The organism is Actinokineospora guangxiensis (assembly GCF_042657845.1).
Lineage (GTDB): Bacteria > Actinomycetota > Actinomycetes > Mycobacteriales > Pseudonocardiaceae > Actinokineospora > Actinokineospora guangxiensis.
The window spans coordinates 42,881-63,055 of the sequence record NZ_JBHSKF010000012.1; the positions used below are offsets into that span (position 1 = coordinate 42,881).

Sequence of the window (20,175 nt, forward strand, 5' to 3'; positions counted from 1 at the left end):
GCCATTCGGCCGATCCCGGGCCCCGATTGCCGCTGCGGAGACCGGCCCTGGTCAGCCCCAGATCTGGGCCGCCCACTCCGGGTGGTCGATGAAGGGGTTGCGGTTGTTCTGGAACTGGTCGTGGATGACCTGGTTGCGGCGCTGCTCGAAGGCGTCCGGCGGGTCGGCGGAGTTCCAGGCCAGCAGCACCGACAGCTTGCCGACGTAGGGCGCGCTGCCGTTGTTCGTGCTGTTGTTCAGCTCCAGGTCGGCGAAGCCGTCGGTGCCCGCGTAGCGGACCGCCATGTAGAAGATCATGCGGGCGACGTCGCCCTTGACGGCGTCGCGCGGCTCGAAGGAGTCGGCGTCGGTGTTGCTGTCAGGGGCTTCGGAGACGGGGGAACCGCCGTTGTCGAAGTCCTTGTTGCCCCGGGTGCTGTTGACGGTGACGTCCTCGGGGCGCAGGTGGTGGATGTCGGTGCCGGGCCCGGCCGAGGTGCCGAAGTCGCCGTGCGACTGGGGCCAGACGTGCTCGCGGTTCCAGTCGTCGGCGTTGCCGCCGTTGGTGGACTTGGACTGGGAGCGGCCGGAGTAGAGCAGGACGACGTTGTTGGCGTTGACCGGGTCCTGGTCGGTGACCTTGAGGGCGTCCCAGACCTGGCTGTAGGAGAGCTTCGTGTTGTTCTTGATGATCTCGTGCAGCTCGTCCTTGAGATCCTGGCCGGTCAGCCCCATCGCGGTGCGGTAGTAGGTGTCGTCGTAGTCACCTCCGCCACCGGGCGGCGGGGTCGTCGTGGGCGGGGTGGCCGCCGCGGGCGCGATGGCGGTCGGCGACGTCAGCCCGGGGTGGGAGAAGTAGGCCCGCAGCGGCCCGGTGACATCGAGCCGGTCCCCGAGGACGTCCGGGTTCGACCGCAACCCGTACTCGGCCCGGAACCCGGAGGTGACCTGCACGTACAGCATCCGCGCCGGACTGGTCTCCGCGGGCGAGTCGGCCAGGGCGATGGCGTAGTCGGACGGGAACGAGGTCGTGACGACCGTGGCGGTGGCGGTCGGCTGCCCGACGACGTAACCGCGCACGGTCCCCGTCGTCCCCTGCTGCCCGATCGCCTGCGCGACGGTCAGCGGCCCGGCCGCCGCCGCGCTTCCAGCGGGAATGTGTAAGGCGACCGCGACCAATGCCGCACCGACAACCGGCGCGAACATCGTCCACCGCCCCATGCGTGATTTCTGCACGAGTGTGTCCTTCCCCGACGATTTGTCTCAGACACTCGCACAGAAATCACCGCCGATCTTCCGCCGAATGGAGCAGCAGCACGCCAGCTTGAGGCCCACGAGCTGCGAAGGTAGCCACCAGCGATACACCACGTCGACCAGCGGGAAACGCTGAAGGAAGTGCACGGACCAGCAGCTGCGGCGGATTTCCCAACCGCATTCCCAATTGCCGGATAACGGCTGGGGAATAACGACGGCCGGCCGCACCCCAAGGGTGCGGCCGGCCGTCAGGGACAGGTCAGCTGCCGATGGTCGAGCCGAACAGCGGGGCTGCCTTGTCGATGGCGTAGATGGTGCCCAGCGTCGAGCCGCTGCTGAAGGCGTTGATCAGCGTCGTGTCGTCCAGGATCAGCAGGTGGCCCGCCTTGGCCGACGGGATCTGGTTGAGGATCTTGTCCGCGCGCAGCGGCGCCGCGTCGCTGCCGAGGGGGAAGACGACGGTCAGGTCCGCGCTCAGCAGTTCGATCTGCTCGCGGGAGAGGTCGACGCTGAAGGAGTCGCCTGCCAGGGACTGGATCTCGGGCTTGTTCTTCAGGCCCAGGCTCTCCATGAAGTCCACCCGGGAGTCGCCGCGGACGTAGGCGCTGTACTTGTCCGAGTAGTGCGCGCCGACCGCCACCGTCTTGCCGGTGAGCGACGGGTTGTTGGTCTTGGCGGTCTCGAAGGCGGCGTCGACCTCGCCGATGAGGCGCTTGCCCTCCTCGGTCCTGCCGAGGGCCTGGGCGACGAGCTCCATCTGCTGGCGCCAGGTCGTGCCGTAGGAGACCACGTCCGCCGGGGCGCCGACGGTCGGGGCGATCTTGGTCAGCTCGCGGTGCTTCTCCTCGGAGTTGTCCGAGCGGGTGTTGAGGATCAGGTCCGGTTCGAGCTTGGCGATCTCGGCGTAGTCCAGTTCCAGGGTGGGCAGGATGACCGGCGCCTGGGTGTAGCGGCCTGCCGCCCACGGGCCGACGCCCTCGCCGCCGAAGGCGAGCCAGTCGCTGGCGGCGATCGGCTGGACGCCGAGGGCCAGCGCGGCTTCGGCGTCGGACCAGCCGAGCGCGACGACCTTGACGGGGTTCGCCGGGACGGTGACCGGGCCGAAGCGGGTCTGGACGGTGGGGCCCGGCGCGGCAGCGGGCTCCTCGACCTGACCGCACCCGGCCACCGCCAGGACAGCGGCGACGGCCAGGGCAAGACGGGTCCTCACAGGCTTTCTCCTTCCACATGGTGGTGACGACCGATGGGGACGATCATGGGCGTGCCGGACACCGGGTCGGTGACGACGTGGGAGCGCAGACCGAACACCCGCTCGACGGTGTCGGCGGTCATCACCTCGGTCGGCCCGCCCTGGGCGACGATCTCCCCGGCGCGCATGGCGATGAGGTGGTCGGCGTAGCGGCAGGCCAGGTTGAGGTCGTGCAGGACCACGACGATCGTGGTGCCCTGCGTGCGGTTGAGGTCGGTGAGCAGGTCGAGCACCTCGACCTGGTGGGTGAGGTCGAGGTAGGTCGTCGGCTCGTCCAGCAGCAGCAGGTCGGTGCGCTGGGCCAGGGCCATGGCGATCCAGACGCGCTGGCGCTGCCCGCCGGAGAGCTCCTCGACCCGCCGCTCGGCCACGTCCAGGGTGTCGGTGGCGGCCAGGGCCTCGGCGACGGCGTTGTCGTCGGCGGAGTTCCAGCGGCGGAACCAGCCCTGGTGCGGGTAGCGGCCCCGACCGACGAGGTCGGCGACGGTGATGCCCTCCGGTGCGGTCGGGGTCTGCGGCAGGATGCCGAGCACCGCGGCCAGCTCGCGGTTGGGGTAGGCGCTCAGCTCGCGGTCGTCCAGCAGCACGGCTCCCGAGGCCGGGGCGAGCAGCCGGGCGAGGCCGCGCAGCAGCGTCGACTTCCCGCAGGCGTTCGGCCCGATGATCATGGTCAGCTCGCCGGGCGGCACTACGACCGACAGTCCTTTGACGACCTCGCGGTCGTCGTAGCCGAGCCGCAGCTCCTCGGTGCGCAGCGTGTGCCGGGCTGTCATCAGCCGCCCTTCCCGGTCCGGTTCGCCCGGGCCAGCAGCAGGAGCAGGTACGGGGCGCCGATGGCCCCGGTCAGGACCCCGACGGGGTACTGCACGCCGCCGGGCAGGTTCTGCGCGGCGAAGTCGGCGACGAGCACGATGGCGGCGCCCACGAGCCCGGACGCGGCCAGCGCCGGACTGCCGTCGCGGGCCAGGCGCCTGCCGATCGGCGCGGCGAGCAGGGCGACGAAGGCGACCGGTCCGGCCGCCGCGGTCGCCGCGCCCGCCAGGCCGACGGCCGCGGCGAGGAGCCCGAGCCGGGCGGGTTCGACGGACACGCCGAGCCCGCGCGCGGCGTCGTCGCCCAGGCGCAGCAGGCCGAGCTGGCGGGCGAGCACGGCGACCGCGGGCAGCAGCACGGCCATGATCAGCGCCAGCGGCACGACCTGGGTCCAGTTGCGGCCGTTGAGGCTGCCGGTCAGCCATACCAGCGCGTCCTGCGCGGTGGCGACGCGCGTGCGGGTCATCAGGTAGGACACGACGCTGAGCAGGATCGCCGCGATGCCGATGCCGACGAGCACGAGCCGCGACCCGGAGATCCCGCCGCGCCAGGTCAGCGCGTACATCGCGGCGGCGGCGGCGAGCGCGCCCCCGAGGGCGAGGCCGGACACCGCGACGCCGCTGAGGCCGAGCACCGAGATCCCGAGCACGGCGGCGGCGCTCGCCCCGGTGCTGATGCCGATCACGTCGGGACTGGCCAGCGGGTTGCCCAGCAGGCTCTGGAACACCGCGCCGGACACGCCGAAGGCGACGCCGACGAGCACGGCGGCCAGCGACCTCGGCAGCTTGAGGTCCAGGATGATGTAGTCGGTCGACCTGCTGCCCTGTCCGGCCAGTGTGGACAGCATGTCCGGCAGCGGCACGTAGCCGCGCCCGAAGGACAGGGCCAGCGCGAAGAACACCACGAGCAGCGCGGCGAGCGAGCCGATCACGACGGCCGAGCGCTTCCTGGCCAGCTCCCTCGACCGGCTGATCACCGTGCCGGGGGGCGGGCTCTCCTGCGCCGCCACGGACTCGACGGCGGTCACGGCGCGGCCACCCGGCGCCCGCGCACCAGCGCGATGAACACGGGCGCGCCGATGACGGCGGTCAGGATGCCCACCTGAAGCTCCCCCGGCCGGGCCACGACGCGGCCGATGATGTCGGCGCCGAGCAGCAGGATGGGCGCGAGGACCATCGAGTACGGCAGCAGCCACCTGTGGTCGGGCCCGGTGATGCCGCGGGCCAGCAGCGGCACGGCCAGCCCGACGAAGGCGATCGGGCCGACGGAGGCCGTGGCCGCCCCGCACAGCAGCACCACGGCCACCCCGGCGGTGATCCTGGCCCGGCCGACGTCCTGGCCGAGCGCGCGGGCGAGGTCGTCGCCCATGGCGAGGGCGTTGAGCGAGCGGGCCGAGGCCAGGGCGATCAGCAGGCCGAGGGCGATGAAGGGCAGCACCTGGTGGAAGACGTCCATCGAGCGCCCGGACAGCGCGCCGACCTGCCAGAAGCGGAACTGGTCGAAGGCGTCGGTGTCGGTGAGCAGCACGGCGGTGGTCAGCGAGACGAACGCCGCGTTGGCCGCCGCTCCCGACAACGCGACCTTGAGCGGGGTCGCCCCCTCGCGCCCGAGCGCTCCGACGCCGTAGACGAGCAGCGAGGCGACCATCGCGCCCGCGAAGCCGAACCAGACGTAGCCCGCGAGCGCGCTGATCCCGAACACGGTGATGCCGATCACGACGAAGAACGCGGCCCCCGCGTTGATGCCGAGCACGCCGGGATCGGCCAGCGGGTTGCGGGCGACGGCCTGCATGACCGCGCCCGCGACGCCGAGCGCGGCGCCGACGAGCAGGGCGACCAGGGTGCGCGGGAGGCGTTCGTCACGGACGAAGAGGTGGTCGTTGTTCGCCGGGTCGAACGCGGTGAAGGCGTCCACCACGACCTCGGCCGGGATCTCCTTGCTGCCGACGAACACACTCAGCACGGCGATGCCCGCCAGCACCACCCCCGCGACCGGCAACCCGACGGCCAGCAGGCCCCGGGACCGGCGCGCGGTTGCCTGTGCCATGTGCCGCCTCCTGCCCCACCGCATCCTCCGACGGGATGTTAGGTAAGGCTAACAACAGTCGCACTGGGGATTCCCGTTGACCCTTCAACTTCTCGCCGTGTCGCCCCGCGGGCGTGACGCCGACCACGCGGCCCACAAGTCGGCGTAGCGGCCGCGAGCGGCGAGCAGGTCGGCGTGCGAGCCGGTCTCGGCGACCTTGCCTGCGTCGAGGACGACGATCCGGTCGGCTGCGGCGGCCTGGGTCAGCCGGTGGGCGACGACGAGCGCGGTGCGCCCGGCGAGCGCGGCGGCCGCGGCGCGCTCCAGCACCCGCGCGCCCGCGCTGCCCGCCTCGGCGGTCGCCTCGTCCAGCACGACGACGGGCGGGTCGGCCAGCACCACCCTGGCGAGGGCGAGGTGCTGGCCCTCGGCGGCGCTGAGGCGGTGGCCGCCCTCGCCGACGACGGTGTCCAGCCCCTCGGGCAGGGCGTCCACCCAGGTGAGCGCGCCGACGGCGGCGAGGGCGGCGCGCAGCTCCTCTGCGGTGGCGTCGGGCTGGACGAGGCGCAGGTCCTCGGCGACGGTGCCCGCGAAGACGTGCACCTCCTGGCTGACCAGGTAGACGGCCCCGGCGCTGACGGTGCCGGCGTCGGGGGGCGCGACACCGGCGATGAGCCGCGCCAGCGTGGTCTTGCCCGCGCCGTTGGCCCCGACGACGGCGACGTGCTCGCCGGGCCGGGCGGCCAGGTCGACGCCGTGCAGCACGGCGGTGCCGTCGTATCCGAAGTGGACACCGGCGACGGTCACCGAGGCGTCGCCCGCGCGCTCGGCGAGCGGCGGGGTCGGCGCGTCGGGCAGGCCGACGAGGCGGGAGAGGGCGGCAGCGGCGAGCTGCACGTCGTCGGCCAGGCCGAGAGCGGCGTTGACGGGGTTGAAGATGCCGTGGAAGTACAGCGCGGCCGCCGTCGCGGCGCCGATGGTGACCTCGCCGGAGCCGACCAGCCAGAAGCCGGTGCCGAGCACGGCGGCCAGGCCGACGAACTCGGCGAGGTTGAGCCTGCTGAAGAATCGGGTGAGCAGGTTCGCCCCGCGCATGCCGAGGTCGATCGCCGAGGCCGAGCGCCGGTCGACGCGCCCGAGGTGGCGCTGCCGCAACCCGAACGCCCGCACGGTGCGCGCGCCCTCCACGGTTTCCAGCAGCTGCTGCTGCAACTCCGCGACCGCTTCGCGCTGTGCGGCGTAGACGACGCGGGCGTTGCGCGCGTACCAGCGCACGGTGTGCCACTGCACGGGTGCGGCGAGCAGACCGGCGACGAGGAAGCGCCAGTCGAGCAGTGCCATGCCCGCGAGGCTGAGCACGATCGTGACCGCGGAGCGGGCCACCGTCGGCAGCGCGACCCGCACGCCCTCGGCGACGACCCCGACGTCCCGGCTGGCCCGCGAGGTCAGGTCCCCCGCCCCCGCCGCCTCCACCCGCAGCTGCGGCAGTCCCAGCGCCGCACCGACGAAGCGCTCGCGCAGGTCCGCGAGCACGGCCTCGCCGAGCCGCGCGACCTGCGCCGCGGCGACGGCGGTCGCGACCCCGGACACGACCGCGACGAGCGCGAGCCCGACGACGGCGTGGACCAGCGCCTCCCGGGGCAGCGTCCCGGTGACGACGTCGACCACCCGGCCGAGCAGGGGCGCGGCGAGCAGCCCGACGGCGGTGCCGAGCACGAGGGTGCCCAGCGCGGCGATGAGAGCGCGCTTGCGCCGCGCGGTCAGGTCCCACACCACGCGCCAGGTCTCGCGCGGGGTGGCGACGGGCAGCGGGGTCACCCGAGCACCGCCGCCCGGTAGGCCGCGCTGTCGCGGAGCAGGTCGGTGTGGGAGCCGGTGGCGCCCGCGCCCGCGAGTGGTCCGAAGTGGACGCGGTCGGTGTGGGCGAGCAGGGTCGGGCTGGTGGTGACGACGATCGTGGTCGCGCCTGCACGCAGGTCGCGGACGGCGGCGGCGATGGCGGCCTCGGTGACCGAGTCGACGGCGGTGGTCGGGTCGTGGAGGACGAGGACGGGGGCCCGGGTGGCGAGGGCTCTGGCCAGGGCGAGCCGTTGGCGCTGGCCGCCGGAGAGGGCCGCGGGGGTCCAGTCGGGGCGGGCGCCGACAGCGGCGAGGGCGGGCTCGTCGTCCGTGGTGTCCTCGGCGAACAGGTCGACCTGGTGGGGGGAGACGACGACGGCGGAGCGGACCTCGGCGACGTCGTGGGCGGCGACGTCGCGGCCGTCGAGGGTGAACGTGCCGCTCTCCCGGCTGAGGCGGGCCAGCAGGGCGGCCGGATCGTCGGTGACGACGCCGATGTGCTCGCCCGCGCGCACGTGCAGACCGTCGACGACCACCTCGCCCGCGACCTCGCCGAGCGGGGCGCCGCCTTCCGGCGCGGCGTCCGGGGCGTCCAGCACGGCCCGCACCCGCCCGACGGAGCCGCGGGCCACCGCCAGTTCCCCGGCGACCGCGGCCAGCGCCGTCAGCGGCCAGACCGCGAACTGGGCCAGTCCGACCGCGGCGACCAGGTCGCCGACGGAGATCGCGCCCGAGAGCGCGAGGTTGCCGCCCACCAAGGCGATCGCGGCGAGGAACAGGCCGTTGAGCCCGGTCACCAGCCCGTCGAGGGCACCCCGGGTGCGGCCCGCGACGGCCGCGGCGCGCAGGGCGTCCTGGCTGACGGCGCGGTAGCGCTCGTGCGCGGCGGTCTCCGCGCCGATGCCCTTCACCACGCGCAGCCCGGCGACGAGGTCGGCGGCCACCCCCACCGCCCGCGCGGCCCGCTCCTGCTCGCGCTCCCCGCGCGCCGCGAGCCGCCGCGACAGCACCCGCGTCAGCCCCGCGACCACCGCGGCGGAGGCCACGACCAACACCCCGAGCGGCACGGACATGCGCAGCAGCGCGACCGCCGCGACCGCGAGCCCGACGAGCGCGGCCACCCCCACGGGCACGAACAGCGCCCGCAGCCCGATCCGGCGCGCGTCGCCGGTGGCCACGTGCACCAGCTCCCCCGGCTTGCCCGGCGCACCCCGCACGACGCGATCGACCACGGCCAGCCTGATCCGGTGCTCGCCGAGCATCGCCGCCCGCTCGGCCGCCCGGTGCCCGAAGCGGAAGCTGAACGACAGCAGGGCGAAAGCCCCGGCCAGCGCGAGCAGCCACCACAGCAGCGCGGCGCCGTCCCGGGCGGCCGTCGCCTGATCGATCACCAGCCCGACGACGACCGGGACCAGCGCCTCCCCGGCCTGGTGCGCCGACGCCAGGACCGACGCGAGCACCACCCGCCTGTTCACGATCCGCATGACCGCAGGCTAACCGTGGGGGGACCGGGGTGATCTACGGTGGGACAGTGACCAGAAGGCGGCTGTACTCCGGTGTGGACGACCTGCGCGCCATGCAGCTGCTGAGCAGGCGGATCTGGCAGCGCGCGGGCCAGTGGCACATCGGGGACCTTGCCTGGGGGCGGTTCCAGCACACCGGCTACGAGCCCCAGTGGCCGACCGCTCTCTGGGAAGACGGCGGGGAAGTAGTCGCCTGGGGCTGGACTCGGCAGCCGGACACCCTCCGCCTGCACGTCGACCCGGAGCGGCCCGAGCTGGTCGCCGAGGTGCTCGACTGGTTCGCGGGCGTGGCCACCGCCGAGGAGCTGGCCGTGACGGTCCTCGACAGCGATGAGCCCCTCATCGCGGGACTGCGCGCGGCCGGGTACGTCCGCCGCGACAAGGCCCACCACTGCCTCTACATGGCCCGTCCGCTCGCCGACCTGCCCGATGTGGTTCTCCCCCACGGCTTCCGCGCCCGACCTGTGGGCGCGGACGACCTCGACCGCAGGGTGGCCGTGCACCGGGCCGCCTGGCGCCCGTCGATGGTCACCGAGGAGAGCTACCGCGCGGTGATGGCGGCATGGCCGTACCGGGCGGACCTGGACTGGGTCGTCGAGGCGCCGGACGGCCGCTTCGCGGCGAACTGCCTGGTCTGGCTGGACGAGCACAACGGGGTCGGCGAGCTGGAGCCCGTCGGCGCCCACCCGGAGTTCCGCCGCAGGGGCCTGGCGCGCGCGGTGTGCCTGGCCGCCCTGCACGCCCTGCGCGCGGCGGGCGCGCGGCAGGCGGTCGTCTACCCGGCCCAAGGCGTGCCGAGCCGTCCCGGCGCGGTCCCGCTCTATGCGGGCCTCGGCTTCCGGGCGTACGCGCGCACGGCCGACTACGTGCTGGACAGCGCTCACCGCTGGGCGTCCTCGGGCGCACCCAGCCGCCAGTAGCCGCAGAAGTACACGCGCGCCTTGTCCATCCCACACCCGCGCACGAGGTGGCGGCGCACCTGTCTGACCGCCGCGGCCTCCCCTGCCACCCACGCGTAGCCGGGCCCGTCCGGTGGCGCCTCGGCGCACACGGCCTTCACCAGCCCGACCCCGTGCGGACGGTCCCCGCGCACCACCCACTCCACGCGAACCCCCTCCCCCGCGCCGAAGTCCACGCGGTCGGCTGGGTCGGGGATCTCCACGACCACCCGCGCGACGGCGTCCCCGGCCAGTCCCGCCACGATCCCCGAGAGGGCGGGCAGCGCCGTCTCATCGCCGACCAGAAGCTGCCAGCGGGCGTCGCCGGGCGCGTAGTCCGCGCCGCCGCGATCGCCGGTGAACCGGGCGTCCGGACCCCAGATCACGACCTCGTCGCCCGCGGCCGCCGCCTCGGCCCAGCGCGACGCCGGGCCGGTGTCCCCGTGCCGGACGAAGTCGATGTCGGCCTGCCCGTCACGCACCGCGCGGAGGGTGTAGGTCCGCATCACCGGGCGGGCGTGTTCGGGGAGAAGGCGGTAGCGCTGGTACCAGTCCGCGCCGCGCGGCACCGCCCGCGCGGACACGACCGGCGTCGGCAGGAAGACCTTCACGCGCTGGTCAGGCCCGTCGGAGGTGAGGTGCGGCAGGCCGCTGAAAGTGACCCTGACCAGGGAAGCGCCCACCGGGCGGACCGCGACCACCTCGGTGTCGAAGTGCTCGTACGCCTGGACCACACATCCTCCCCTCGCTAGTTAGGCGAGCCTAACCATACAACGCGGGGAGTGGAGGTCAGCGGATGAGGACGGCCCGGTCGCGTATCCGGTCCCAGGCCGAGACGGGCAGGTCGACGTAGGCGAAGAGGTCTTCGACGGCGATCACCGAGTCGCGGACGGCGACGATCGCGACGGCCTGCTCGATGGTGAGGTCGCACACCTCGGCGATGGTCTCGGCAGGCGCGGAGCCGACGTCGACCAGGCCGCCGTCGTCGTAGTGGCCGTCCAGATCGGGTCGGCCGATGCCCAGTTCGCGGGCCATCAGCGGGTCGGTCGCGACCAGCCCGCGCGACTCGGCCCGCCGCGCGCGGGCGTCGAGCACCCGCCGCACGGCCGGGTCGACCGGCGGCGCGATCCCGTACACCTCGCGGCGCAGCCGAGACAGCACCGCCGCACCGCCCACCATCGATCCCAGCGCCGCGACGAACACCACGCCCTGCACCACCGCGGGCACCGCGGAGTCCGGCTGCCCGGACACCACCACCAAGGCGACCGCGACCGCGGCGAACCCCGCGGTCGCCAGCCACAGCACCGGCCTGCCCAGCCGGACGGCGGCGTGCACGAACGGCACGAACGTCAGCAGCCCGAACGTGGCGACCGGCACCACGACGTACCAGAGACTCCCCGCCCGCGCCGCGCCCACCACATGCCGCGCCGGTGCACCCATCGATCCCCCTCCGCAACGCGTCCTGCCCCCCTATCGCCTGGGAGCAACGCGCGTTACGCCGATCGGCTAGGCGGTCTCCAGGTCTCCGCGCGCGACCTCGCGGTCGGCGGCCGGTTTGCGCTCGCGGACCTTCCACATCGTGATCGCGAGCAGGAGCAGCGCGACGAGGACGTAGGAGTCGCCGTAGATGTGCTCGAACCAGTTCCAGCCGAACTCGGTGTCGCTGCCGCGCGGCAGGTCCTGGTGCAGGGCGTAGTAGAACACCGCCAGCACTCCGAGCGCGATCAGGATCGACAGCCTGCGGTGCGCCACGTGGTAGGCCAGCACGATCAGGGCGGGGACGGCGTAGATCCAGTGGTGCGACCAGGCCGTCGGCGCGACCAGGAGCGCGATCGAGGCGTTGACGACGAAGGCCGACGGCGCGTCGAGGCGCACCATCAGCAGCACGCCGAACCCGACCACGGCGCCGACCAGCACCACCCAGATCACGGTCTGCGCGGTTTCGGGGATCACCAGCCTGCGCAGCGCGGCGAGGATCGTCTGGTTGGTGCCGAAGGGCGTGCCGCTCACCCCGTCGGTCGGGCCCGCGCCGGTGAACCAGTACGCGACGGAGGCCTTCCAGGCGACCAGGAAACCCAGCGCGACGAACGCCGCGCCGCTGAGCACGGTGACCAGCGCCGCGCGGTAGTCCCTGCGCAGCAGGAAGAACAGGATGAACGCCGCCGGGGTGAGCTTGAGCGCGAACGCCACGCCCACCAGCAGCCCGCGCGGCCAGCGCGGGTTGCGCGCCAGCAGATCCAGGGTGACCAGCGCCATGAGCCAGATGTTGAGCTGCCCGAAGGTCAGCGTCTCGTCCACCGGCTCCAACGACAGCGCGATCGGCAGCACCAGCGCGGTGCCGCCCGCCACCTCGATGTCGCGGGCCCGTGGCCAGCACCGGCTGATCACCACCCAGATGGTCACGATCAGCGCGATGAGGGTCAGCGCCGTGCCGACCACCTTCGCCGCCCACAGCGGCATCAGGGCGAACGGCGCGAGCAGCACCAGCGACGGCGGCGGGTACAGGTAGGGCAGCCCGACGCCGATCGACGTCTGCGGCATCGGCCCGTACGGGTCGCCGCCGGACATCCAGGCCTCCACGCCGAAGCGGTACACCTGCAGATCGATCAGCTCGTGGCCGAGCAGCAGGTTCCGCAGCACCAGCGCGGACACCGCGGCGCTCGCGGCGAAGAGGAGCAGCCGCACGGGCGTCGACGCCGACGCCCACCAGTCGCGCACCGCACGCGCGCCTGCCCGGTACAGCGTGGACACACCCACCCGGAGACCCAATCCTGTCGGGTGACCCGTTCGGCCACGGCCCAGCCCCGGCCGTGCACGAGCGGCAGCCCGCGCCCGGGGCGCGCGGCAGCTGGGCCTGCCGCTATCGGGTGATGATTTTACCTACTCCGCGCCCACAGACCTAGGCAGGGGCATCACCAGGGAACACACCTGTGACAGCTGCGTCGGGAACTGGGCGGTGACCGCCTTCCACGCCGCGCGCAGCGAGACGTCCTCGGCGAGCACGATCAGCGGGCCGCGGCCCCAGTGCGTGGCGACCACGGTGCCGACCCGGTCCGGCTGACCGGGGGCGGGCGCGCCGCCGGGCAGGAACTCGATGGTCAGCGACGAGTTGGTGCCGGTCACGTCGTCGGCGACACCGACCATGGCCGCGTGGTACGCGCGCTGCGAGTTGCGGATCGTCACGTCGACGGGCAGGGCGCTCTCCGGGTAGGCCGAGTTGTAGGCGGCGACGGTGGAGAACCGCCGCGGCAGGTCATCGATGGCCATGGTGCGCTCCTGTGGTGCGTTCGGACTTCGCCGAACGATACCCACAGGCCAGAGCGCTGATGTGCCAGTACGGGGGCAGTGGGCCGGATGCCCGACCCCCGGCGGCTCAACGGGTGAGCACCGGCAGCGCGTCCACCCCGTAGACGATCGACTTCTGCCGGAAGGGCAGGGTCTCGTAGTCCGCGGCCAGCTTCAGCTCCGGGAAGCGCCGCACCAGCGCCGGGTAGGCCGCGCGCAGCTCCATGCGGGCCAGCTCGGCGCCGATGCAGCGGTGCGCGCCGTGGCCGAACGCCAGGTGCGAGGTGGGCTTGCGGGTGCGGTCGAAGCCGGGGTCGGCGACCAGCGCCGGGTCGCGGTCGGCGGAGTTGAGGCTGACCACCACGACGTCGCCCTTGCCGATGTGCGTGCCCGCGATCTCGACGTCCTCGCGGGCGAAGCGCGGGAAGGCGACCTGCACCACGGTCAGGTAGCGCAGCAGCTCGTCCACGAACGGCGACACCGCGGCGTCGTCGTCGCGGACCATGGCGAAGGTCTCGGGGTCGCGCAGCAGCACGATCGCGCCGAGCGCGAGCATGCTGGCGGTGGTCTCGAAGCCGCCGGTGAGGACGCCGTCGGCCAGGCCGGCCAGCTCGTCGTCGGAGACGTCGTCGCCGTGCTCGCGGATCAGCGCGCCGAGCAGGCCGTCGCCGGGGTCGACCCGCTGCCTGCGGACGACCTCGGTCAGGTACTCCAGCGACTCCGAGATCGCGCCGAGGGACGCCGTCGCGCCGCTGAACAGGTCGAAGCGGGCGACGCTGAGGCGCTGGAAGTCACCGCGCTCGGAATACGGGACGCCGAGCAGTTCGCAGATCGTCAGCGACGGGATGGGCAGCGCGAACTCGCTGACCAGGTCGACCGGGCCGTCCACCCTGGCCATGTTGTCCAGGCACTCGGTGACGATCTCGTCGATGCGCGGGGTCAGCCGGGCCAGGCGCCGCATCGTGAACTCCGGCGTGAGCAGCTTGCGCAGCCGGGTGTGCACGGGCGGGTCGGAGAAGCCGAGACCGCCGGGGTTGGTGGTGTCGAGGGCGTCGAGCGCGCCCGCCAGGTGCTTGAAGTCGTTGCTGAACGCGCGCGTGTCCGCCAGCACGTGCTTGGCGGCCTCGTACTCGGTGACCACCCACAGCTTCACGCCGAAGGGCACCTGGATCTGGGTGACGGGCGCTGTGGCGCGCATCTCCTCGGCGGCCGCGACCGGCTCCAGGCCGTCGCGGGCCAGCGGCACCATGGCCTCCTCGGGCAGCAGCCGGGAGAGGTCCAGGCCCTTGCCCTTGCGCGCGGCGCGGGCCAGGTAGCGGCGGACAAGCCAGGCTTTGAGCCGGGCGCCGAAGCCCGGGGCCGAGCTGTCGTCGCTCGTCGTGCGCGTTGCCGTCTTCATCCTGACCCCCCGGCCGGAACCCCGCCGTCGAGCATGCGCGCGGGTGCGGGGAGGCCCCACGCGGTGTATTAGGTCCGGTTTGAACGCCCGCAAGCCTAGGCGACATCGTCCGCGCGACGCACGGGGGTTGACCCGACGTCCGCGGGTCGGATGTGGACGCCGGTCCGGCTCGGCGCGGCGGCGCAGGTCAGGTGATCGGCTAGCGTTGCCGCCCGTGACGGATCTGACGGTGATCGATCTGTTCGCCGGGTGCGGCGGCATGACGCTGGGGTTCACCGCGGCGGGCTACCGCCCGGTCCTGGCCGTCGAGCACGACCGGGCCGCCGCGGCCACCTACGCGGCCAACTTCGGCGGCGGGCACGTGCTGGCCGCCGACATCGCCGCCGTCGCCCCCGCCGCCATCCCGCCCGCCGACGTGATCATCGGCGGGCCGCCGTGCCAGGGCTTCTCCACCCTCGGCGCCCGCGCCGCCGACGACCCGCGCAACCAGCTGTGGCGGGAATACCTGCGGGTGGTCGAGCACGTGCGGCCGAAGGTGTTCGTCATCGAGAACGTCGACCGGTTCCTCTCGGCCCCGGAGTTCGCCCTGCTGCGCGAGCACACCAGCGGCTACGAGCTGACCACCGGGCACCTGCTCGCCGCCGACTTCGGGGTGCCGCAGCGGCGCAAGCGGGCGTTCGTCATCGGCTCGCGGGTGGGACCGGTGGCCCTGCCCACCGCCACCCACGCCCGCGACTCCTGGCACGGGACGGGCGCGGTGCTGGCGGGTCTGCCCGAGACGCCCGCGGTCAAGCAGCTGCCGGACTCGCGCACCGACCTCGGCTGGGGCTCGGTGCCCGGGGTGTTCACGAGCACCGACCTGCACCTGGGCCGCACCCCGACGGCCCTGTCGCTGGAGCGCTACCGGCACATCCCGCCCGGGGGCGGCCGCTTCGACCTGCCCGACCACCTGCTCCCCCGCTGCTGGCGCGAGAAGCGGACCGGCACCACCGACGTGATGGGCCGCATGCGCTGGGACCAGCCGTCGCTGACCATCCGCACGGAGTTCTACAAGCCGGAGAAGGGCCAGTACCTGCACCCCCGCCAGGACCGCCCGATCACGCACTGGGAGGCGGCCCGGCTGCAGAGCTTCCCCGACGACTTCGCCTGGTGCGGCACCAAGGCCGAGATCGCCAGGCAGATCGGCAACGCGGTCCCGCCGCGGCTTGCCGAGGCGGTGGCCACCCACCTGCGCCCGCACCTGACCGATGAGGCGGCGGCGGCGCCGAGCTGCGCGCTGTGCTAGATCACTTGGTGTCGTCGTAGGCCGAACGGCCGTACCACTGCAACGCGGCGCGCAGCTCGCCGATTTCGCGGGCGCGGGCCTTGGCGGCTTTGCCATGGGCGATCGGGTAGACGCGGTAGCCACCGTGGTGGTCGGGCTTGGCGGGCAGCGACGACGGGTCGCGCGGCCACACCACCAGCCACGGACGGTCCTTGTCCTCGACGATGCGGACCCTGGCCACCCTCGGCCACTTGAGCGTCGTCACCGTCGCCCCGCGCCGCCACGACAGGCCCGCCGCGGTGATCTCCACCCCGCGCCGCGGCGCGACCGCCTGCCCGATCCGCTGCACCGCCACCAGCGCGAGCAGCACCGCCACGGCGAAGACCAGCAGCGCCATCGCCTGCTGCCCGGTGCGAGCGGCCTCGGCAGCCGCCGCGGCCAGCAGCGCCGCGCCGCCGAGACCCACCCCGGCCGCGACGACGCGCGGGCCGCGCGCGGCGGTGAACACGGCCTGGTTGCCGGTCCGCTTGCGCTCGGGCAGGTTCGGCTTCTTGGCGGGCTCGGCCGTCTTGGACTTCTTGGACTTCTTGACCGCCTTGGGGCGCTCGGAGTCCACCATCGCCTCGCGGGCCTGCTCGACCAGCTTGCTGACCCGGTCGGCCAGCTCGCGCTTCGGCTCGGGGGCGGGCGGCGGGGGCGGCGGTGCCTGCTCGACCCAGCCGAGCGCCTTGCCCCACCACTTGCCGAGCGCGGCGCGGGCGGACGCGATACCGGGCGCGAGTGCGAGGACCTTGGCCTGGGCGGGGACGGCAGGCGCTGACGCGGCGTGCGCGGGAGCGGACTGGGCGGGGCCAGGTTGCGCGGGTGCCGGGTGGGCCGGAGCGGGCTGGACAGGGGCTGGAGGGGCCGGAGTCTGCTGGGCAGCAGCGGGCTGTGCGGGGGCGGAGGTCGGGTAGGCAGGCGTCTGGTGGAGAGGCGTCTGGTGGGCGGGCGTCGGGTAGGCCTGGTTGGGCGCGGCGACCGGTTGCGGGGCCATCGCGCGGCGCAGGCGCTCGGCGAAACCGACCTTCGGCGCGGCGGCGGGGTGGACCTGCGACGGGTGGCCGGGCGCGGGGTCGGGGTGCAGCGAGGGCTGCGGGGTCGGGTGGGCGGCGGACGGCGCGCCCGCGGGGTGCGGGGCGGACTGCTGGGCGTCGCCGGGGTGCGGGGCGGCCGGGTACGCGTCGGAATGAGGTGCGGCGGCAGCGGGTGGGGCGGCAGGGAGCGGGGCGGCAAGGGGCGGGGCGACAGAGAGCGGGGCGGCGGGATCGGAGGCGGCCGGATGCGGGGCGGACGGGTTCGGGGGGCCGGGGTGGGCTGGGGGGTGGGCGGGGGCGCCGCGCTCCAGCCACCAGCGGGCTTTGGCGCTGAGGTGGTCGGCGGGCAGGACCCTGGTCGGCGGACGGGCCGCGACGACCTCGGTCTGGCGCTGCTCCACCATCGTCCTCACCGCCGAGGGCAGCCACTCGGCGCGCGTCGTGCCGCCCAGCTCGGCGACCAGTTCCAGGGCCGTCGGGCGGGCGCGGGCCTTGTACTCCAGGCAGCGGGTGACCAGCTCGCGCAAGTCCGGCGGGACGTCGCGCAGGTCGGGGCGGGTGTGGACGGCGCGGTAGAGCAGGGCGGCGGTGTCGCCCTCGCCGAAGGGGTTGCGGCCCGACGCGGCGAAGGCCAGGACCGCGCCGAAGGCGAAGACGTCGGAGGCGGGGCCGACCTCGCGGCCCTCGATCTGCTCGGGCGAGAGGTAGCCGGGGGTGCCGACGACCATCCCGGTGTGGGTCAGCCCGGCGCCCTCCAGCGCCTTGGCGATCCCGAAATCGATCACGCGGGGGCCGTCGGCGGCGAGCAGGACGTTCGACGGCTTCAGGTCACGGTGCACGACGCCGGCGGCGTGGATGGCGGCCAGTGCCTCGGCCAGGCCCGCGGCGAGGCCGCGCACCGACTCCGGCGGCAGCGCGCCCGAGGCGCGGACGGCTTCGTGCAGGTCGGGGCCGGGGACGTACTCGGTGGCCAGCCACGGGCGCGGGGCCGACGGGTCGGCGTCGACGACGGCCGCCGTCCAGAACCCGCCGACGGCGCGGGCCGCCTCGATCTCGCGGCGGAACCGCTCGCGGAAGCGCGGGTCGCCCGCCAGTTCCGGGCGCGCCACTTTGACCGCGACCAGCCGTCCGCCGGGCGATCGCGCGAGGTGCACCGTGCCCATCGCGCCACCGCCCAGCCGCCCGACGACCTGGTACGGGCCGATGCTGAGGTCCGAGTCGAGTTCCGCCATCCCGTGCCAGGTTACCGAGCGCGGCTGGTTCCCGGCTCCTCCCGTCCGCGGGAGGAGCCGGGAACGCGGCTAGACGACCGCGCCGTCGGTGCGGTCGCCCGCCTGCGGACGGGCCTTGACCGCCTGCTTGACCGGCGGCGGCCACTTGCGGTCGAGGACGATCGCGACCGGGCCCGCGGTGACGATGGTCGACGCGGTGCCAGTGATGAGGCCGAGCAGCAGCGCCAGCGCGAAGTCCGCCAGCGACCCGTCGCCGAGGAACAGCAGCGCTCCCAGCACGAACAGCACACCGATACCGGTGTTGACCGTGCGCGGCAGGGTTTGCAGGACCGCGCGGCCGACGACGTCGGAGAACGGTGTCTTGCGGTTCTGCCCGCGCAGTTCGCGCACCCGGTCGAACACCACCACCGTGTCGTTGACCGAGTAGCCGATGACGGTGAGCAGCGCGGCCAGGAACACACCGTCGAACGGCTTGCCCAGCCAGGCGAACACGCCGATCACGATGAGGACGTCCTGCACCAGCGCGACGACGGTGGCCGCGCCGAGCCGCCAGTTGAACCGGATCGCCAGGTAGATCAGCTGGGCGAGGATGGCCAGGCCGAGCGCGATGAGCGCCTTGGTGCGCAGCTCGTCGCCGAGGCTCGGGCCGATCTGCTCGTCGCGCAGCTGCTCCGCGCCGCCCGTGGCCTCGCTGACGGCAGCCCTGACCTTGTCCGCGCCCGCCTGGTCGATGGGCTCGGTCCGCACGGTGACCGCGTTGTCGCCGGACTCCTGGACGACCGCGCGCGGGAACCCGGCCTCGGCGACCTCGGCGCGCACGCGGTCGACGTCGACCGCGCCGGGCGTCGTGTACTCCAGCACCCGGCCGCCGGTGAACTCCAGCCCGAGCGACGGGCCGATGACCACGACGCCGACGAGGGCGACCGCGACGGCGGCGAACGCGCCCGCCAGCCAGCGGGCGGGCTTGCGCAGGAAGCCCGCGTCCTGGCGGTTCACCCAGAGCCGGACGCGGCCCTGGTGGGCCAGGCCGGTCGCCTTGCCCATGCGCTCGCGCAGACCGAGCATGAGCAGCACGCGGCCGAGGACGAGCGTGGCGAACAGGGCAGCGAGCACACCGATGCTCAGCGTCACGCCGAAGCCGCGAACCGGCCCGGAGGCCAGCGCGAACAGCAGGCCCGCGGCCAGCAGGGTGGTGACATTGGAGTCGATGATGGCCGTCCACGCGCCCGCGTAGCCGCGTTCAACGGCGCGGGCGGGTGTGGCCCCGCGTTCCTCCCTCGCCCTCTCGAACACAAGGACCGAGGCGTCCACCGCCATACCGATGGCGAGGACGAACCCGGCGAGGCCGGGCAGGGTGAGCGTCGCGCCGATGGCGATCAGCGCGCCGTAGGAGACCGCGGCGTAGCCCAGCAGCGCGATGACGGCGAGGAAGCCCGCGACGCGGTAGACGACGATGAGGAACAGCGCGGTCAGGGCCAGACCGATGACGGCGGCCTTCGCGCTGGCGTCGATGGCGTCGGCGCCGAGGGTGGGACCGACGGTCCGCTGCTCGATGATCTCCACCGGCACGGGCAGCGCGCCGCCGCTAATCAGCACCGACAGGTCCCGGGCCTCTTCCTGGCCGAACTGGCCGGTGATGCGGGTGTTGTTGCCGATCATGCCGATGTCGCACTGGATCGACGGGTCGACCTGCGGGGAGGAGATCACCTTGTCGTCGAGGACGATGGCGATGCGCCTGCCGGGGTCCCCGGGCGGCGAGCAGGCCGCCTGGCCGGTCAGGTCCTCCCACTGCCGGGCGCCGGTGCCGTTGAAGTCGATGTTGACCTGGTAGCCGACGCTCTGCGGGTCGGCGCTGGAGGTCGCGTTCTCCACGCCCTCGCCGGTGAACGCGGCGGGCCCGATGGGGATCTGGCTGCCGCTCTCGTCGGGCACCTGCCGCCCGTCGGGGGTGATCTGGTGGAAGGTGAGCTGCGCGGTGCGGCCGATGACCTCGACGGCCTCCCGCGGGTCCTGCAGGCCGGGCAGCTCGATGATGATCCGGTTCTCACCGGAGCGGGCGATCAGCGGTTCGGCCACGCCGAGGGCGTCGACGCGCTTGCGCAGCACCTCCAGCGCCCGGTCGGTGGACGTCGCGTCGGCGACGGTGGTGGGTGAGTCCTTGGTCTCCAGGGTGATCTGGGTGCCGCCGCGCAGGTCGAGGCCGAGCCTCGGGGCGGTGGTGATGAGCAGGTAGACGGAGGCGGCGAGGACGACAAGGGACACGATTGCGCGCCCGAGCGTCCCGCGCCGCGCAGGGTTG

Annotated in this window: 16 protein-coding genes; 2 read left to right on the plus strand and 14 right to left on the minus strand. The window is 73.9% G+C overall.

Annotation, left to right across the window (positions count from 1 at the left end):
• Positions 1 to 51: 51 nt before the first annotated feature.
• From ACFPM7_RS21555 to ACFPM7_RS21585, 7 genes are all read right to left on the minus strand, one after another.
• A complete protein-coding gene (locus ACFPM7_RS21555; RefSeq protein WP_378249682.1) occupies positions 52 to 1,200 on the minus strand; it encodes an endonuclease in 1,149 nt (382 codons plus the stop codon).
• 292 nt (positions 1,201 to 1,492) lie between these two features.
• Positions 1,493 to 2,443 carry an iron-siderophore ABC transporter substrate-binding protein gene (locus ACFPM7_RS21560; RefSeq protein ID WP_378249497.1) on the minus strand — a complete coding sequence of 317 codons (951 nt, stop codon included), beginning with the start codon at positions 2,441 to 2,443 and terminating at the stop codon, positions 1,493 to 1,495.
• Entirely contained in the window at positions 2,440 to 3,255 is an 816-nt protein-coding gene (locus ACFPM7_RS21565) for an ABC transporter ATP-binding protein (RefSeq protein WP_378249498.1), read from the minus strand. Before ACFPM7_RS21565 ends, ACFPM7_RS21560 begins: the two co-directional genes overlap by 4 nt.
• Positions 3,255 to 4,322: a FecCD family ABC transporter permease gene (locus tag ACFPM7_RS21570; protein ID WP_378249499.1), complete on the minus strand. Its 1,068-nt coding sequence runs from the start codon at positions 4,320 to 4,322 to the stop codon at positions 3,255 to 3,257. The genes ACFPM7_RS21565 and ACFPM7_RS21570 overlap by 1 nt, the downstream gene beginning before the upstream one ends.
• Positions 4,319 to 5,341, minus strand: coding sequence for a FecCD family ABC transporter permease (locus ACFPM7_RS21575; protein ID WP_378249500.1), 1,023 nt, complete (start codon positions 5,339 to 5,341; stop codon positions 4,319 to 4,321). The genes ACFPM7_RS21570 and ACFPM7_RS21575 overlap by 4 nt, the downstream gene beginning before the upstream one ends.
• 84 nt (positions 5,342 to 5,425) lie before the next feature.
• Positions 5,426 to 7,138, minus strand: a complete 1,713-nt coding sequence (locus ACFPM7_RS21580) for an ABC transporter ATP-binding protein (protein WP_378249501.1) — start codon at positions 7,136 to 7,138, stop codon at positions 5,426 to 5,428.
• Complete coding sequence (locus ACFPM7_RS21585; RefSeq protein ID WP_378249502.1) at positions 7,135 to 8,643, minus strand: ABC transporter transmembrane domain-containing protein; 1,509 nt, start codon at positions 8,641 to 8,643, stop codon at positions 7,135 to 7,137. Before ACFPM7_RS21585 ends, ACFPM7_RS21580 begins: the two co-directional genes overlap by 4 nt.
• 47 nt (positions 8,644 to 8,690) lie before the next feature.
• On the opposite strand from ACFPM7_RS21585, the gene ACFPM7_RS21590 reads away from it, so the two are divergent.
• Positions 8,691 to 9,602: a GNAT family N-acetyltransferase gene (locus ACFPM7_RS21590; protein ID WP_378249503.1), complete on the plus strand. Its 912-nt coding sequence runs from the start codon at positions 8,691 to 8,693 to the stop codon at positions 9,600 to 9,602.
• Here the strand turns inward: ACFPM7_RS21590 and ACFPM7_RS21595 are convergent.
• The 5 genes from ACFPM7_RS21595 to ACFPM7_RS21615 form a co-directional block, all read right to left on the minus strand.
• Entirely contained in the window at positions 9,563 to 10,354 is a 792-nt protein-coding gene (locus ACFPM7_RS21595) for a siderophore-interacting protein (RefSeq protein ID WP_378249505.1), read from the minus strand. The two genes, ACFPM7_RS21590 and ACFPM7_RS21595, sit on opposite strands and share 40 nt — an antisense overlap.
• 55 nt (positions 10,355 to 10,409) lie before the next feature.
• Positions 10,410 to 11,060, minus strand: a complete 651-nt coding sequence (locus ACFPM7_RS21600) for a hypothetical protein (RefSeq protein ID WP_378249506.1) — start codon at positions 11,058 to 11,060, stop codon at positions 10,410 to 10,412.
• Positions 11,061 to 11,126: 66 nt separating this feature from the next.
• Positions 11,127 to 12,377, minus strand: a complete 1,251-nt coding sequence (locus tag ACFPM7_RS21605; protein WP_378249507.1) for a glycosyltransferase family 87 protein — start codon at positions 12,375 to 12,377, stop codon at positions 11,127 to 11,129.
• A 123-nt stretch (positions 12,378 to 12,500) separates the two neighbouring features.
• Entirely contained in the window at positions 12,501 to 12,887 is a 387-nt protein-coding gene (locus ACFPM7_RS21610) for a hypothetical protein (protein WP_378249508.1), read from the minus strand.
• 106 nt (positions 12,888 to 12,993) lie between these two features.
• On the minus strand, positions 12,994 to 14,304 hold the full coding sequence (locus tag ACFPM7_RS21615) for a cytochrome P450 (RefSeq protein ID WP_378249509.1): 1,311 nt from the start codon (positions 14,302 to 14,304) through the stop codon (positions 12,994 to 12,996).
• Positions 14,305 to 14,518: 214 nt separating this feature from the next.
• On the opposite strand from ACFPM7_RS21615, the gene ACFPM7_RS21620 reads away from it, so the two are divergent.
• Positions 14,519 to 15,589: a DNA cytosine methyltransferase gene (locus ACFPM7_RS21620; RefSeq protein ID WP_378249510.1), complete on the plus strand. Its 1,071-nt coding sequence runs from the start codon at positions 14,519 to 14,521 to the stop codon at positions 15,587 to 15,589.
• A gap of 1 nt (position 15,590) precedes the next feature.
• On the opposite strand, the gene ACFPM7_RS21625 is transcribed toward ACFPM7_RS21620, so the two are convergent.
• Positions 15,591 to 17,876, minus strand: coding sequence for a serine/threonine-protein kinase (locus ACFPM7_RS21625; RefSeq protein WP_378249511.1), 2,286 nt, complete (start codon positions 17,874 to 17,876; stop codon positions 15,591 to 15,593).
• Between the two features lie 69 nt (positions 17,877 to 17,945).
• Complete coding sequence (secD, locus tag ACFPM7_RS21630; protein WP_378249512.1) at positions 17,946 to 20,138, minus strand: protein translocase subunit SecD; 2,193 nt, start codon at positions 20,136 to 20,138, stop codon at positions 17,946 to 17,948.
• Between the last annotated feature and the right edge of the window lie 37 nt (positions 20,139 to 20,175).

Coding starts and splice junctions, on each gene's coding strand:
- ACFPM7_RS21555 (WP_378249682.1), bottom strand. CDS start 1,200: ATGGGGCGGTGGACGATGTTCGCGCCGGTTGTCGGTGCGGCATTGGTC.
- ACFPM7_RS21565 (WP_378249498.1), bottom strand. CDS start 3,255: ATGACAGCCCGGCACACGCTGCGCACCGAGGAGCTGCGGCTCGGCTAC.
- ACFPM7_RS21575 (WP_378249500.1), bottom strand. CDS start 5,341: ATGGCACAGGCAACCGCGCGCCGGTCCCGGGGCCTGCTGGCCGTCGGG.
- ACFPM7_RS21585 (WP_378249502.1), bottom strand. CDS start 8,643: ATGCGGATCGTGAACAGGCGGGTGGTGCTCGCGTCGGTCCTGGCGTCG.
- ACFPM7_RS21600 (WP_378249506.1), bottom strand. CDS start 11,060: ATGGGTGCACCGGCGCGGCATGTGGTGGGCGCGGCGCGGGCGGGGAGT.
- ACFPM7_RS21610 (WP_378249508.1), bottom strand. CDS start 12,887: ATGGCCATCGATGACCTGCCGCGGCGGTTCTCCACCGTCGCCGCCTAC.
- ACFPM7_RS21615 (WP_378249509.1), bottom strand. CDS start 14,304: ATGAAGACGGCAACGCGCACGACGAGCGACGACAGCTCGGCCCCGGGC.
- ACFPM7_RS21625 (WP_378249511.1), bottom strand. CDS start 17,876: ATGGCGGAACTCGACTCGGACCTCAGCATCGGCCCGTACCAGGTCGTC.